The sequence below is a fragment of the Mycobacterium sp. E342 genome (genome assembly GCF_001667665.1).
Lineage (GTDB): Bacteria > Actinomycetota > Actinomycetes > Mycobacteriales > Mycobacteriaceae > Mycobacterium.
The window spans coordinates 31,336-47,143 of sequence record NZ_LZJM01000103.1; the positions used below are offsets into that span (position 1 = coordinate 31,336).

11 protein-coding genes are annotated in these 15,808 nt (G+C 70.2%); 9 read left to right on the forward strand and 2 right to left on the reverse strand.

What is annotated here, in order from left to right; genetic code table 11:
- The gene (locus A5692_RS07150; RefSeq protein WP_197509123.1) at positions 1–1,881 is read left to right on the forward strand and encodes an ABC transporter family substrate-binding protein; all 1,881 of its coding nucleotides are present in this window, start codon (positions 1–3) and stop codon (positions 1,879–1,881) included.
- 18 nt (positions 1,882–1,899) lie between these two features.
- Here A5692_RS07150 and A5692_RS07155 read toward each other — a convergent pair whose 3' ends face one another.
- Entirely contained in the window at positions 1,900–2,514 is a 615-nt protein-coding gene (locus tag A5692_RS07155; RefSeq protein WP_067920017.1) for a TetR/AcrR family transcriptional regulator, read from the reverse strand.
- Positions 2,515–2,588: 74 nt separating this feature from the next.
- Here A5692_RS07155 and mshB point away from each other — a divergent pair, with 74 nt between their 5' ends.
- From mshB to A5692_RS07175, 4 genes are all read left to right on the forward strand, one after another.
- Positions 2,589–3,491: an N-acetyl-1-D-myo-inositol-2-amino-2-deoxy-alpha-D-glucopyranoside deacetylase gene (mshB, locus tag A5692_RS07160; RefSeq protein ID WP_068053966.1), complete on the forward strand. Its 903-nt coding sequence runs from the start codon at positions 2,589–2,591 to the stop codon at positions 3,489–3,491.
- A gap of 93 nt (positions 3,492–3,584) precedes the next feature.
- Positions 3,585–4,046: a hypothetical protein gene (locus A5692_RS07165; protein WP_067920013.1), complete on the forward strand. Its 462-nt coding sequence runs from the start codon at positions 3,585–3,587 to the stop codon at positions 4,044–4,046.
- Positions 4,047–4,155: 109 nt separating this feature from the next.
- Positions 4,156–6,783 (forward strand): bifunctional FO biosynthesis protein CofGH, encoded by a 2,628-nt coding sequence (locus A5692_RS07170; protein ID WP_082962438.1) that lies wholly within the window; start codon positions 4,156–4,158, stop codon positions 6,781–6,783.
- 30 nt (positions 6,784–6,813) lie between these two features.
- Positions 6,814–7,587, forward strand: coding sequence for a maleylpyruvate isomerase N-terminal domain-containing protein (locus A5692_RS07175; RefSeq protein WP_068053982.1), 774 nt, complete (start codon positions 6,814–6,816; stop codon positions 7,585–7,587).
- Between the two features lie 11 nt (positions 7,588–7,598).
- On the opposite strand, the gene A5692_RS07180 is transcribed toward A5692_RS07175, so the two are convergent.
- On the reverse strand, positions 7,599–7,931 hold the full coding sequence (locus A5692_RS07180) for a hemophore-related protein (protein WP_067920009.1): 333 nt from the start codon (positions 7,929–7,931) through the stop codon (positions 7,599–7,601).
- A gap of 375 nt (positions 7,932–8,306) precedes the next feature.
- Here A5692_RS07180 and fdxA point away from each other — a divergent pair, with 375 nt between their 5' ends.
- The 4 genes from fdxA to A5692_RS07200 all read left to right on the forward strand — a co-directional run.
- Entirely contained in the window at positions 8,307–8,633 is a 327-nt protein-coding gene (gene fdxA, locus A5692_RS07185; protein ID WP_068053984.1) for a ferredoxin, read from the forward strand.
- 26 nt (positions 8,634–8,659) lie between these two features.
- On the forward strand, positions 8,660–9,772 hold the full coding sequence (dapC, locus tag A5692_RS07190) for a succinyldiaminopimelate transaminase (RefSeq protein ID WP_068053971.1): 1,113 nt from the start codon (positions 8,660–8,662) through the stop codon (positions 9,770–9,772).
- 146 nt (positions 9,773–9,918) lie between these two features.
- The gene (locus tag A5692_RS07195) at positions 9,919–12,276 is read left to right on the forward strand and encodes an APC family permease (protein WP_068053986.1); all 2,358 of its coding nucleotides are present in this window, start codon (positions 9,919–9,921) and stop codon (positions 12,274–12,276) included.
- A gap of 290 nt (positions 12,277–12,566) precedes the next feature.
- The coding region (locus A5692_RS07200) for a type I polyketide synthase (RefSeq protein ID WP_156765967.1) at positions 12,567–15,808 on the forward strand (3,242 nt) is incomplete at its 3' end.

Sequence of the window (15,808 nt, forward strand, 5' to 3'; positions counted from 1 at the left end):
ATCGGCATGCCGAGACGAGTGCGCCGTTTCTTCGTGACGGTCGGCGTGGTCGTCTCGCTGGCCGGGCTGGCGCTGGCGGCGTGCACGGTCAACCCCCCGCCGGCGCCGCAGAGCACCGACACTCCGCACAACTCGCCACCGCCGCCGCCGCGGCCCACCCAGATCATCATGGGCATCGACTCGATCGGCGCCGGCTTCAATCCGCACCTGTTGTCCGATCTGTCGCCGGTGAACGCGGCGATCAGCGCGCTCGTGCTGCCCAGCGCGTTCCGGCCGGTGCCCGACCCCGGCACCCCGACCGGCTCGCGCTGGGAAATGGACCCGACCCTGCTGGAGGCCGCCGAAGTCACCAACGAGAACCCCTTCACGGTGACCTACAAGATCCGGCCGGAGGCGCAGTGGACCGACAACGCGCCGATCGGCGCCGACGACTTCTGGTACCTGTGGCGGCAGATGGTCAGCCAGCCCGGCGTCGTCGATCCGGCCGGCTACGACCTCATCACCGGCGTGCAGTCGCTGGAGGGCGGCAAGCAGGCGGTGGTCACCTTCGCCCAGCCGTATCCGTCCTGGAAAGAGTTGTTCAGCAACATCCTCCCGGCGCACATCGTCAAGGATGTGCCGGGCGGGTTCGCGGCCGGGTTGGCCCGCGCGCTCCCGGTCACCGGCGGCCAATTCCGGGTGGAGAGCATCGATCCGCAGCGCGACGAGATCCTGCTGGCCCGCAACGACCGCTACTGGGGAACACCGGCCAAACCCGCGCTCATTCTCTTCCGGCGGGCGGGCGCGCCGGCGGCGCTGGCCGATTCGGTCCGCAATGGCGACACCCAGGTGGCCCAGGTGCACGGCGGGTCGGCGGCCTTCGCGCAGTTGTCTGCCATCCCCGACGTGCGCACCGCCCGCATCGTGACGCCCCGGGTGATGCAGCTGACGTTGCGCGCCAACGAGCCCAAGCTGTCCGACGCCCAGGTCCGCAAGGCGGTCCTCGGGCTGCTCGACGTCGACCTGCTGGCGGCGGTGGGCGCGGGCAGTGACAACACGGTCACACTGGACCAGGCCCAGGTGCGGGCGCCCAGCGATCCCGGCTACGAGCCGACCGCACCGCCCGCGATGACGACGCCGGCGGCGCTGGGGTTGCTGGAGGGCTCGGGCTACAAGGTGGAGGGCAACGCGTCGGGGTCGCCGGCGCCGACACCGGCGAACAGCGGCCCGCCGGAGGTCATCCGCGGCCGCATCAGCAAGGACGGCCAGCAGCTGTCGCTGGTCATCGGCGTGGCGGCCAACGACCCGACGTCCGTCGCGGTCGCCAACACCGCGGCCGACCAGTTGCGCAACGTCGGCATCGCCGCCAGCGTGCTGGCGCTGGACCCGGTGACGCTGTATCGCGACGCGCTGAACAACAACCAGGTGGACGCGATCATCGGCTGGCACCAGGCGGGTGGGAACCTGGCGACGCGGTTGGCGTCGCGGTACGGCTGCCCGGCGCTGCAGGCGACGCAGGTGCCGACGCCCACGGGGCCGACGAGCACCTCGGCCGGACCCAAGACCACCGGGCCGGGAACCTCGGCCACCACGCCGACGTCGACCCCGCCCAGCCGCCCGGCGGACCCCAACGCGTTGGTGCAGGCGCCGTCGAACCTCACCGGGATCTGCGATCGCAGCGTGCAGTCGAACATCGACGCCGCGCTCAACGGCACCAAGAACATCAACGACGTGATCACCGCGGTCGAGCCGCGACTGTGGAACATGTCCACCGTGCTGCCGATCCTGCAGGACACCACGATCGTGGCGGCCGGCCCGAGCGTGCAAAACGTCAGTCTCACGGGCGCGGTGCCGGTCGGCATCGTCGGCGACGCCGGCCAGTGGATCAAGACGGGCCCCTGAGCGGTCCCCGTCGGCCCGCTATTCGAAGGTGGCGCTCGCCCGTCGCGGCGGTATCACGGTGTCGACGATGAGCGCCAGCTCGCGGCGGTTCGGCGGCGACCCGGTCAGCAGGAAATGCTGATTGATCAGCGCCGGGCCGATGCGCGCGGTCAGCGGGGTGATCATCTCCGGATCCAGGTCGCCCTCCGCGACGGCGGCCTGCAGGATCGATTCGACGATCTGCAGGCGGGGCGCCACCACGGCGTCGGCGAAGATGGCGCGCATCTCGGGTTCGTGCAGCAGCTGGTTCACGGTCGCCATTCCGGGAAAGGCGGTCTTGCCGGCGCACACGTCGCGGTGGGCGGTGAACACCGTCAGCAGGTTCTCCCGGGCCGAACGACCCGGGCGGGCCTCGGGCAAGGGGGGCAGGGTGTGGACCAGCGCGGCGTGCACCAGCTCGCACTTGGTGGTCCAGCGCCGGTACAGGGCCGCCTTGCCGGTCTGGGCGCGCGCCGCGATGCCCTCCATCGTCAGCCCGCCGTAGCCGACTTCGGCGAGTTCGGCCAGGGTGGCCTCGTAGAGCGCCCGTTCGAGGACCTCGCCCCGTCGGCGGCTCCGGCTGCCGGCCGGGGCGGTCTGGGTGAGCTGCGGCATCCCTCGATAGTAGCCGTATGCGTTCCTATCGGCTGCGACGAGACCGCTGACCGGCCGGGGGGTACTGTGCGTCCATGCCTGAGACTCCACGGCTGCTGTTCGTCCACGCCCATCCTGACGACGAGAGCCTCAGCAACGGCGCCACCATCGCCCACTACACCGCGCGCGGGGCGGAGGTCCGCGTCGTCACCTGCACGCTCGGCGAGGAGGGCGAAATCATCGGCGATCGCTGGGCCGAACTGGCCGTCGATCGCGCGGATCAGTTGGGGGGCTACCGCATTGGCGAGCTCACCGAGGCGCTGCGCGCGCTGGGCGTGGGCGCGCCCCACTACCTGGGCGGCGCGGGGCGCTGGCGCGACTCGGGCATGCAGGGCACACCCGGGCGGCGGCGCCGGCGGTTCATCGACGCCGACGAGCGGGAGGCCGTCGGCGCGCTGGTGGCCGTCATTCGCGAGCAGCGCCCCCACGTGGTCGTGACCTACGACCCCGGTGGCGGCTACGGCCACCCCGACCACGTCCACACCCACGCCGTCACCACCGCCGCCGTGGCGGCCGCCGGCTCCGGCGACTTCCCCGGCGAGCCGTGGACCGTGCCGAAGTTCTACTGGTCGGTGTTCGCGACGCGCGCCTTCATGGCGGGCCTGCACGCCCTGGGCGACGAGGATCTGCTGCCGGAGTGGAGCATTGCGCCGGAGGAAGAGTTCGGCTTCGGGTATGCGGACGCCGACATCGACGCCGTCGTCGAACCCGCCCCTCAGGCGTGGGCGGCGAAGAGGGCGGCGCTCGCCGCGCACGCCACCCAGGTGGTCGTCGGGCCCACCGGCCGGGCCTGCGCCCTGTCGAACAACATGGCGCTGCCGATCCTGGCCGAGGAACACTACGTGCTGGCCGCCGGCACGGCGGGGGAGCGCGACGAGCGCGGCTGGGAAACAGATCTGCTTGCGGGGCTTGGTTTCACCGCGGCCGGCACGCGGTAGGCTTGCCAATCAGGCAGCCACGGAAGGATTTCGTATGGACCCCGACCTGGACCCTAATCAGCAGCATTGGCAGGACCGACTCGACAGCCTGCAGTGGGTGATCGGCTCGATACTCTCCAACATCGACAGCGTTCCGACCTGACCGCAACCGAGCCGCGCGCCGCGTCCCTCGAGGACGCCGGCGCGACCGACCCCGCGATCCGGTTCGTCGTCCTGGCGCTGCTCGCCGTCGACGGGGTCCTCTCCGCACTGGCCGGGGCCCTGCTGCTGCCTTCCTACATCGGGGCGGTCCCGTTTCCCATCAGCGGCCTGATCTCCGGCCTGGTCAACGCCGCGCTGGTGTGGGCCGCCGGGCGGTGGACCACGTCGTCGCGGCTGGCCGCGCTGCCGTTGTGGACGTGGCTGTTCACGGTGGCGGTGATCAGCATGGGCGGCCCGGCCGACGACGTCATCCTGGGGGGTCGCGGCCTGATGGCCTATGGGGCCCTGCTGCTGATCGTGCTCGGTGTCGGGCCGCCGTTCTGGGTGTTGTGGCGACGCGGCCACCGGCACTGACGTTCTCGCCGGCACGGGGGCCGGGACGTCCCCGCTCGGCGGTATGGCCCTGCCGCTACTGTTGACTGTTGCGCAGACGGGGCCCGGACGGGTCGGAAGAAAATTTCACATGTTGGGACACGCGGATGAATTTCGATCGTGGGGAAGTTACACGAAGGTGCCGCTGACTCCGGGCGAGGAGCCTACCGCTCTTCCTAATCCTGTGATTCCCCCGAAGACCAACGCGTCGGCGCTTCGGCGGGTGTTGCGCCGCGCTCGAGACGGTGTCGCGCTCAATGTCGATGAGGCGGCCGTTGCGATGACCGCGCGCGGCGAGGACCTCGCGGATCTGTGCGCCAGCGCCGCGCGGGTACGCGACGCCGGATTGGCGTCGGCGGGCCGGCGCGGCCCGGGCGGCGGGTTGCCCATCACCTATTCGCGCAAGGTGTTCGTCCCGGTCACCCACCTGTGCCGCGACACGTGTCACTACTGCACCTTCGTCACCGTGCCCGGCAAGCTGCGCGCGCAGGGGGCGGGCATGTATCTCGAGCCCGACGAGATCCTCGACATCGCCCGTCGCGGCGCCGAACTCGGTTGCAAGGAAGCGCTTTTCACACTCGGTGACCGGCCCGAGGATCGGTGGCCGGAGGCGGGAGAATGGCTCGGCGAACGGGGATATGACTCCACGCTGTCCTACGTGCGGGCCATGGCCATCCGGGTGCTCGAAGAGACCGGACTGCTGCCGCACCTGAACCCCGGCGTGATGAGTTGGTCGGAGATGGCCCGGCTGAAGCCGGTGGCGCCGTCAATGGGCATGATGCTCGAGACGACCTCGCGGCGGCTGTTCGAAACGAAAGGTCTTGCGCACTACGGCAGTCCGGACAAAGACCCGGCGGTACGGCTGCGCACGCTCACCGACGCGGGCCGGCTGTCGATTCCGTTCACCACCGGGCTGCTGGTCGGGATCGGGGAGACGCTGACCGAGCGGGCCGACACGTTGCACGCGATTCGCAAGTCGCACAAGGAGTTCGGGCACGTTCAGGAAGTGATCGTGCAGAACTTCCGGGCCAAGGAGCACACCGCGATGGCCGCCGTTCCCGACGCCGGGATCGACGACTACCTGGCGACGGTGGCGGTCGCGCGGTTGGTGCTCGGTCCCGGCATGCGCATCCAGGCGCCCCCCAATCTGGTGTCCCGCGACGAGTGCCTGGCGCTGGTGGCGGCCGGGGTGGACGACTGGGGCGGGGTGTCGCCGCTGACCCCCGATCACGTCAACCCCGAGCGGCCGTGGCCCGCGCTCGACGACCTGGCCGACATCACCGCCGAGGCCGGATACGAACTCGTGCAGCGACTCACCGCCCAGCCCAGGTACGTGCAGGCGGGGGCGGCGTGGATCGACCCGCGGGTGCGGGGGCACGTGCTGGCGCTGGCCGACCCGACGACCGGCCTGGCCCGCGACATCAATCCGGTGGGCCTGCCCTGGCAGGAGCCCGACGACGTCGCGTCCGCCGGGCGGACCGACCTCAACGCGGCGATCGACACCGAGGGCCGCGCCACCGAAGCCCGCAGCGATCTGGACAGCGCCTTCGGCGACTGGGAATCGATCCGCGCGCACGTGCACGAGCTGACCGTCCAAGGCGCCAAAGCGCCAGAACGCCTAGACACCGACGTGCTCGCCGCGCTGCGGGCCGCCGAGCGCGATCCCGCCGGCTGCACCGACGGCGAGTACCTGGCGCTGGCCACCGCGGACGGACCAGCACTGGAAGCCGTTGCCGCGCTGGCGAACTCGCTGCGCCGCGACACGGTGGGCGACGACGTGACGTTCGTGGTGAACCGCAACATCAACTTCACCAACATCTGCTACACCGGGTGCCGGTTCTGCGCGTTCGCGCAGCGCAAGGGCGACGCCGACGCGTATTCGCTGTCCACCGACGAGGTGGCCGACCGCGCGTGGGAGGCGCACGTCGAAGGCGCCACCGAGGTGTGCATGCAGGGCGGGATCGACCCGGAGTTGCCGGTCACCGGCTACGCCGACCTGGTGCGCGCCGTCAAGGCGCGGGTGCCGTCCATGCACGTGCACGCCTTCTCTCCGATGGAGATCGCCAACGGCGTCACCAAGAGCGGGCTGAGCGTGCGCGAGTGGCTGATCAGCCTGCGCGAGGCCGGGCTGGACACCATCCCGGGCACCGCGGCCGAGATCCTGGACGACGAGGTGCGCTGGGTGCTGACCAAGGGCAAGCTGCCGACTTCGGAATGGATCGACATCGTGACCACCGCGCACGAGGTGGGCCTGCGGTCCTCGTCGACGATGATGTACGGGCACGTGGACAGCCCGCGGCACTGGGTCGCCCACCTCAACGTACTGCGCGGGATCCAGGACCGCACCGGCGGGTTCACCGAGTTCGTGCCGTTGCCGTTCGTGCACCAGAGTTCGCCGTTGTATCTGGCCGGCGCGGCGCGCCCCGGCCCCACCCATCGAGACAACCGGGCCGTGCACGCGTTGGCGCGAATCATGTTGCACGGCCGCATATCCCAGATTCAGACCAGCTGGGTGAAGCTGGGTGTCGAGCGCACCCAGGTGATGCTCAACGGCGGCGCCAACGATCTGGGCGGCACGCTGATGGAGGAGACCATCTCGCGGATGGCCGGGTCCGAGCACGGGTCGGCCAAGACCGTCGAGGAGCTGACCGCGATCGCCGAGGGGATCGGGCGCCCGGCGCGCCAACGCACCACAACCTACGCCCCGCGGGCCGCTTAGCAGCCCGTGGCGGCGGGTATACCCGACGCCGTGAACCGACAGATCGATGACGACCGGTTCCCCGAGTGGCGGCCGTTCGTAGACGCGGTGCAGCGGCGCCGGCCCGATTCTGGCACCTGGTGTGAGGCCTGGACGGTGCGCGACATCGTCGTCCATCAGGCCGGAAACGCCGAGGAGATCGCCCGGGTGCTGGCCGCCCACCTGGACAGCGAACCCGTCGGCACCCGGGGCTTCGAGGAACGCGAGGGACCACTGCGCAACCTGAACGACGCGGACCTGTGGGACGCGCTGTTCGACCGGATGGCCACCCTGAACCGGATCGCGGAGGCGGCCGACGACGTGCCTCAGGACACCGACGTCGCATGGACGGGCCGCACCATGAAGGTGCCCTGGTTCGCCGAACACATGCGCGAAGAGCTCGTGCTGCACGGGTGGGACATCACCGGGGACCCCGATCTCCCGGCGACCTTCCAGGCCGGGCTGGCCGAGCCGTGGATGACCACCCACAGCGTCGTCGCCGTCGGCAAACCGCTGCTGGCCAAGGGAGCCAAGGGGCTTCGGCCGGGCGAGCGCATCGCGGCGCGGCTGCGGGCCCCGGACACCGACGACGTCGTGCTCGGCGCCGAAGCCGACCGCACCACCATCGAACTCGCCGAGCCCGAAGGCCCCGCCACGCTGGAAACCGACCCCGCCGCCCGCGTCCTGCTGCTCTGGGGGCGCAGGCCCGCAGACCCGTCCCGAATTTGCAGCCGCGTCGGACCGGAAACGCTAGGCCGCGTGCGCGGCCTGCTCAGCGGTTACTGAACCGCGCCGGCTCAGAAGTTGTTACAGGTGACCGCGACCTGGTTGATGTCGTCGTAGTACTTCATCGCCGACGGCATCGCCTGGATCTGCTGGGCCATCTGCTGACGCTTCGGCGGCGGCGAGGCCAGGAAGCTGCGGATGTAGGACTGCGCCATCGGCGAGCTGTTCAACTGCGCGGCGGCCGCCGGGTCGGTGGCGTTGAGCGCCGCGATCACCTGCCCGTAGTTGCAGGTGGTGTTGATGATCGCGTCCGACGGATCCGCGGACGCGATTCCCGCGCCGGCGGTCAACGCGACGGCCGCACTACCGACGGCAACGGTCAATTTGGTCAACGACAGCCTCATGTGTGGACACCTTCCCCGATTAATGCACCGCTATAAAGGCGACGACATCTGCCAGCGGCTGCCGTCTGACGTCGAGGTTACCAGGCGCCGCGAGCATGCTTCCATCGCAAAGACTATCGGCGGGCGCCGCCGGAGCGTGACTTTGTGCAGGTCAGTGGCCCGAGGCGACAGTTCGCCCTCGGCGAAACGACCCCCGGTCGCGGGGCCCGAGACTGGCAGTCTTAAATCGTCAATTTAACGGGCGTGCCAAGTGGTTGACGTGTATGTGCAACGTCTAGTATCAGTAACCGAAAGCTTTTGCCTGAGACGGCCGGACGCGCCGGCCGCGAGCCGAAGAGCAGCCCACACCAAAAGCAGTACATGGAGGAGACGTCTGTGACCTACACGATCGCCGAGCCCTGTGTCGACATCAAAGACAAGGCGTGTATCGAGGAGTGCCCGGTCGATTGCATCTACGAGGGCACGCGGATGCTGTACATCCACCCCGATGAGTGCGTCGACTGCGGGGCCTGCGAGCCCGTATGTCCCGTCGAAGCGATCTACTACGAAGACGACGTGCCCGAGCAGTGGAGCCAGTACACGCAGATCAACGCCGACTTCTTCACCGAGCTGGGCTCGCCGGGCGGTGCGGCCAAGGTCGGCATGACCGAGAACGACCCGCAGGCAGTCAAGGACCTGCCGCCGCAGGGTGAGGGCGACTGAGCGGGCCCGGGCTGCATGAGCCCGCGGTGAGGCCGCGCGCCCCCCGCGGGCGGGTTTCGGCGTCCCTGCCCGAGTTCCCCTGGGACACCCTGGCCGACGCGAAGGCGCGGGCCGGTTCCCATCCCGACGGGATCGTCGACCTGTCGGTCGGCACTCCGGTCGACCCGGTCGCGCCGGTGATCTCCGACGCGCTCGCCGCCGCGGGGTCCGCGTCCGGGTATCCGGCCACCGCCGGCACCCCGCGCCTGCGCGAAGCGGTGGTCGCCGCGCTGGCCCGCCGCTTCGGCATCACCGGCTTGAGCGAGGTCGACGTGCTGCCGGTGATCGGCAGCAAGGAGCTCATCGCCTGGCTGCCGACCCTGCTGGGGCTGGGGCCCGCCGACGTGATCGTGGTGCCCGAGCTGGCGTATCCGACCTATGACGTCGGGGCCCGGCTGGCCGGCGCGCAGGTGCTGCGCGCGGATTCGTTGACGCAGGTGGGCCCGCGATCGCCGGCGCTGGTCTACCTGAACTCCCCGAGCAACCCGACCGGTCGCGTGCTGGGCGTCGACCACCTGCGCAAAGTGGTCGGCTGGGCGCGCGACCGGGGCGCCGTGGTGGCCTCCGACGAGTGCTACCTGGGCCTGGGCTGGGAGGCCCAACCGCTGTCGATCCTGCATCCCTCGGTTTGCGACGGCGACCATAGCGGGCTGCTCGCGATCCACTCGCTGTCGAAGAGCTCGTCGCTGGCCGGTTACCGGGCCGGATTCGTGGCGGGAGACCACGAGCTGGTGGCCGAGCTGCTGGCGGTGCGCAAGCACGCCGGGATGATGGTGCCGACGCCGGTGCAGGCGGCGATGGTCGCCGCGCTGGACGACGACGCCCACGAGCGGGTGCAGCGGGAGCGGTACGAGCGGCGGCGGGCGGCCCTGCTACCGGCGCTGCGCTCGGCCGGATTCACCGTCGACCATTCCGAAGCGGGCCTCTATCTGTGGGCCACCCGTGGCGAGCCCTGCGCGGACAGCGTTGCGTGGCTGGCCGAACGCGGCATCCTCGCGGCGCCCGGCCACTTCTACGGCCCGGGGGGCGCACAGCACGTGCGCGTCGCGCTGACCGCGACCGACGAGCGGATCGCCGCCGCCGTGCAGCGGCTCGCCTAGCCCGGTGACGATGCGCGCCGCCTGGCGGCGCGAGGAGGAGGCGGGCGATCTCGCCTAGCCGAAATCGACCAGCTGCCACGACGGCGGCCCCTGGCGTGCACAATGCATCGAAGGTGTTTCGCCCGCTCAGGTTAAGGACGGTGGTGGTGACGACTTCGGCCGGCAAGCTGCGCATCCCCCTTTCGGTCGGGGACGTCGTCAAGCGTGTGTTCCTGGGTAAGCCGCTGATCACCGAGGACATCGCTTCCGAAAAGTTGTCGAATCCGGTTGCCCTGGGCGCGCTTTCGCCGGACGCAGTCTCATCCGTGGCCTACGGCCCGGAGCAGATTCTGATCGAACTGCTGCCGCATGCCGGCCTGGCGGCCTTCCTGCTGTTGCTTCCGATCACCGGTGTCATCCTGCTCATCCTGGTCCTGGTGGCCGCCTCGTACCGACAGGTGGTGATGGCCTACACCCGGGCGGGCGGTTCCTACATCGTCGCGCGCGACAACTTCGGGCCCCGGGTGGCGCAAATCGCCGCCGCGGCGCTGTTGATCGACTACGTGGTGACCGTCGCGGTGCAGTCGGCGGCCGGGACGGTGGCGGTGGTGTCGGCGATCCCCGCACTGGGCCCGTACAGCCTCGAACTCACCGTTGTTGTGGTGCTTGGCATCTGCTACGCGAACCTGCGTGGCCTGAAGGAAGCGGGCCTGCCGTTCGCGCTGGCGACCTATGCCTTCGTCGCCATGGTCGGCCTGACCATCGTGGTCGGTGTGATTCGTGCAGCCATCGGGAACCTTCCGATCTACGATCCCGCGCACATGGCGGGAACCGTGCCGGTGCACCAGGGCAACGGTTTGGTGCTGGGCGCCACGATCTTGGTGTTGCTGCGCGCGTTCGCCAACGGGGGTTCGTCGCTGACGGGGGTGGAGGCCATCTCCAACACGGTCGACTACTTCCGAAAGCCTCAGGGCCGCAACGCGCGCCGCGTGCTCACCGCGATGGCCACCATCCTCGGCCTGCTGCTGGCCGGCGTCGCCTACCTCGCCCACGTCACGCACGCCACGCCGTATCTCACCGAGTACCCGTCGGTGCTGTCGCAGATCGGCCGCGCCGTCTTCGGCAACGGCATCGTCGGCAACGTCTTCTACATTCTGGTCCAGGCCGCGACGGCCGCGATCCTGTTCACCGGCGCGAACACCAGCTTCAACGGCTTCCCGGCGCTGGCCAGTTTCGTTGCCGAGGACCGCTTCCTGCCGCGACAGCTCACCAAACGCGGCCACCGGCTGGTCTTCTCGAACGGCATCATCACCCTGACGGCGCTGTCGGTGCTGTTGCTGGTGGTGACCGGCGGCTCGGTCAACGCGCTGGTCCCGTTCTATGCGATCGGCGTGTTCACGGGGTTCTCGATGGCCGGCTACGGGATGACCAAACACCATCTGACACACCGGGAGCCGGGATGGCGGCGCCGCCTGGCCATCAACCTGTCCGCGGCGATCCTGTCGACGATCGTGGTGGGCATCTTCGCGGTGGCCAAATTCACCGAGGGCGCGTGGCTGGTGGTCGTCGTCTTCCCCTCGCTGGTGTTCGTGCTCATGCGGCTCAACCGCGAATACCGCGCCGAGGCGGCCATTCTCGAGATGTTCCGCACCGACCGCCCGGAGTTGGTGAAGTACGCGCGGCACCGGGTGTTCGTGTTCGTCGACTCGGTCGACCTGGCGGTGATCGAAGCGTTGCGCTACGGCAGGGGCCTGCGGGCCGACGAGCTGACCGCCGTGCACTTCATGGTCGACCCTGCCCACGCGGCACAACTGCGAAAGCGCTGGGATCACTTCGGTCTCGACACCCCGCTGCGGGTCGTCGACTGCCCGGACCGGCGGATCATCCGGGCAGCGCAGCTACTGGTCGCCAAGGCGCGCGAGGAACTACCGCGCACCAACGTGACCGTGCTGTTGCCGCGCCGGACCTTCGGGCGCCTGCTGGGCCGGCTGCTGCACGACCGCACCGCGGACAAGATCTCCAGCGCGGTCAGCCTGATCCCCGATGCGGCGGCGACGATCGTGCCCTACGACGTGGAATCGCGCATCAAGGAGGCCTACCCCGACACCTTCGAACAGCGGATCGCGCAGGAGATCGACAAGCTCGAAGCCTGGGTGTCCAAGGGGGAGGACGAGAAGATGGACTCCTACGAGCATCCCGAGCGGCCGGCATCGGTGATCCTGGTGGCCGGGCTGATCTCGGGGCAGCGCGCCACCGTCGAAGGCCGGGTCAATGAGGTCGAAGACGTCACCGACCGCGGGCGGACCCTCCGGCAGGTGGTCGTCGGGGACAACAGCGGGGAAATGACGGTCACCTTCCGACCCGGCCATGGGGGCGCCGACATTCAGCCCGGCCAGCTATTGCGCCTCACCGGGAAGGCCCGCCAGACCGGCAACCGTCCCATATCGATGGTGGATCCGGTGTATTGCGTGATCGAGGACCCCGCGAAGGCCGTCGACTCCGGCGAATCCGAAGAGAGCAGCTAAGCGTAATGCTGCGCCAAGCAGCGGATTAGCCGCACCGCGGGCAAATGTCCGCGCTGACGAGCGCCGTACCGCGGACATCTTTCCCCTACCTCGCGAATTGCTCTGGCAAGCAGGGGGTTTCGTCGCGTGCAGGTCGCGCCCGGGGTTCCGGGTGAAAGGGCCGGGCCGCGCACCCGATGCGGCCGGAAACGGTGATCAGGGCGATGAGCCGAGCGTCGATGAAGTGAGGGTCGGTAAGCTGGCGGCCGCACGACTGGCAACGCCGTTGGGGGAGAACAGGGGACTGCACATTGCGTGCCGCAACCGCCGCACCCGTTGCTGTCATCGGTATGGCCTGCCGGCTTCCCGGTGGGATCGATTCTCCACAACAGCTGTGGGAAGCATTGTTGCGCGGCGCCGATTTCGTGGGCGAGATCCCGGCCGACCGATGGGACGCCGACCTGTACTACGACCCCGAACCCGGGGTGCCCGGCCGCTCGGTAACGCGGTGGGGCGCCTTCCTGGACGACGTCGGCGGCTTCGACTGCGACTTCTTCGGTATGACCGAGCGGGAGGCCACCGCGATCGACCCGCAACACCGCTTACTGCTGGAGACGTCCTGGGACGCCATCGAGCACGCGGGGCTCGACCCCGCGCGGTTGTCACACTCGCAGACCGGGGTCTTCGTCGGGCTGACGCACGGCGACTACGAGCTGTTGTCCGCCGACTGCGGTGCCGCCGAGGGGCCGTACGGATTCACCGGTACCAGCAACGCCTTCGCGTCGGGCCGCGTCGCCTACACGCTGGGTCTGCACGGCCCGGCGGTCACCGTGGACACCGCGTGCTCGTCGGGCCTGATGGCCGTGCACCAGGCGTGCGGCAGCCTGGCCGGCGGTGAGAGCGACTTCGCCCTGGCCGGTGGCGTCGCCGTGACGCTGGAACCGCGCAAGTCCGTCTCCGGCTCCCTGCAGGGCATGCTGTCGCCGACCGGCCGCTGCCACGCCTTCGACGCCGACGCCGACGGATTCGTGTCCGGCGAGGGCTGCGTCATGCTGCTGCTCAAGCGGCTCGACGACGCGCACCGCGACGGCGATCGCATCCTGGCGGTGGTGCGCGGCACCGCCGCCAACCAGGACGGCCGCACCGTGAACATCGCGGCGCCCTCGGAAACCGCCCAGGTGGCCGTCTACCGGAAGGCCCTGGATACCGCCGGGATCGACGCGGCGACCGTCGGCTTCGTCGAGGCGCACGGGACCGGCACCCCGGTCGGGGACCCGATCGAATACTCGAGCCTGGCCGCCGTGTACGGCACCGAGGGGCCCTGCGCGCTGGGTTCGGTGAAGACGAACTTCGGCCACCTGCAGTCGACCTCCGGGCCGCTGGGCCTGATGAAGGCGATCCTCGCGCTGCAGCACGGCATGATCCCGCGCAACCTGCACTTCACCCGCCTGCCCGACGAGATGGCGCAGGTCAAGACCGAACTGTTCGTGCCGCAGGCCGACACCCCCTGGCCCACCGACGGCCGGCACCCGCGTCGCGCCGCGGTGTCGTCCTACGGCATGTCGGGCACCAACGTGCACGCCGTGTTGGAAGAAGCACCAGCGCAGGCGCCGGAACGGGCTCCCGCGCACAACAGCGACGGCTCGCTGTTGTTCCCGGTATCGGCCACGTCCGCGGAGCAACTGCGGGTCACGGCCGCCCGGCTCGCGGACTGGGTGGACGAGCACGCCGGCGCGGCCGGGAGCGCCGGCCTGCGGGATCTGGGCTACACCCTGGCGCGCCGCCGCGCGCACCGGCCGGTGCGGACGGTGGTCTCGGCCGGCAGCTTCGGCGAGCTCAGCGCGGCCCTGCGCGACGTCGCCGGCAGTGACATCCCCTACGAACACGCCGTCGGGCAGGACGACCTCGGGCCGGTCTGGGTGTTTTCCGGGCAGGGGTCGCAGTGGCCGGGGATGGGTGCCGAATTGCTGGCCAGGGAGCCGGTCTTCGCCGCGACCATCGCCGAGTTGGAGCCGCTGATCGTCGCGGAATCGGGGTTCTCGGTCACCACGGCCATGTCGGCGCCCGAGGTGGTGACCGGCATCGACCGGGTGCAGCCGACGATCTTCGCGATGCAGGTCGCGCTGGCCGAGACGATGAAGTCCTACGGCGTGCGCCCCGGCGCCGTCATCGGGCATTCGCTCGGTGAATCGGCGGCCGCGGTGGTCGCCGGCGGGCTGACGCTGCACGACGGGGTGCGCGTCATCTGCCGTCGCTCGAAACTGATGGCGCGGATCGCGGGTAGCGGCGCCATGGCGTCGGTGGAACTGCCCGGCCAGCAGGTGTTGTCGGAGCTGTCCATTCGCGGGATCTCCGACGTCGTCCTGTCCGTGGTCGCCTCGCCGACGTCGACGGTCGTCGGCGGCGACGCGCGGGAAATCCGCGACCTGGTCACCGCCTGGCAGGAGCAGGACGTGATGGCGCGCGAGGTGGCGGTGGACGTGGCCTCGCACTCGCCGCAAGTGGAACCGATCCTCGACGAGCTCCTCGAGGCGCTCGCCGGGCTCGAGCCCGGCGAACCGCAGGTCCCCTACTACTCGGCGACGCTGTGGAACCCACGCGAACGGCCGTCGTTCACCGGCGACTACTGGGCCGAAAACCTGCGCTACACAGTGCGATTCGCGGCGGCCGTGCAGGCCGCCCTCAAGGATGGCTACCGCGTCTTCGGGGAACTGTCGCCGCATCCGCTGCTCACCCACGCCGTCGAGCAGAACGCCGGCAGCCTGGACATGCCCATCGCGGCGCTCGCCGCCGTGCGCCGCGAGCAGGAGATGCCGGCCGGGTTGCGCGGCTTCGTCGCCGACGTGCACAGCGCCGGCGCCGCGGTGGATTTCTCGGTGCAGTACCCCACCGGGCGCTTGGTGGACGCCCCGCTCCCGGCCTGGACGCATCGCAGGCTGATGCTCAGCCGCGAGGCCAAGGAGCAGGCGCAGGGCGCCTCGGTCCAGGCCGTCCATCCGCTGCTGGGCGCGCACGTGCACCTGCCCGAGGAACCCGAGCGCCACGTCTGGCAGGGGGACATCGGCACCGAGGCGCACCCCTGGCTCGGCGACCACCGGATCCACCACGTGGCCGCGCTGCCCGGCGCCGCCTACTGCGAGATGGCGCTGGCCGCCGCGCGCGCGGTTTTCGGCGAACGCTGCGAGGTCCGCGACGTCACGTTCGAGCAGACGCTGTTGCTGGACGACCGGACGCGGGCGTCCTCGGCGGCGTCGGTAGTCGCGCCCGCGGTCCTCGAGTTCACGGTGGACACCCACGACGAGGGCGAACGCGTGCGCCGGGCGGGCGCGGTCCTGCATGCCGTCGAGGAAGCGGACGGCGACGGGCTGGGGCGGCCGGCCGCCCATGACATGACCACCCTGATCGCCGATCACCCGTCCGGCATGGACGGCGCCGAATTGCGAAAGGCCTTCGACGCCATCGGGATTCAATACGGCACGGCATTCTCGGGCCTGGCCGCGGCGCTCGTGGGCGACGTGGACGCGGGCACGGTGCTCGCCGAGGTGGCCCTTCC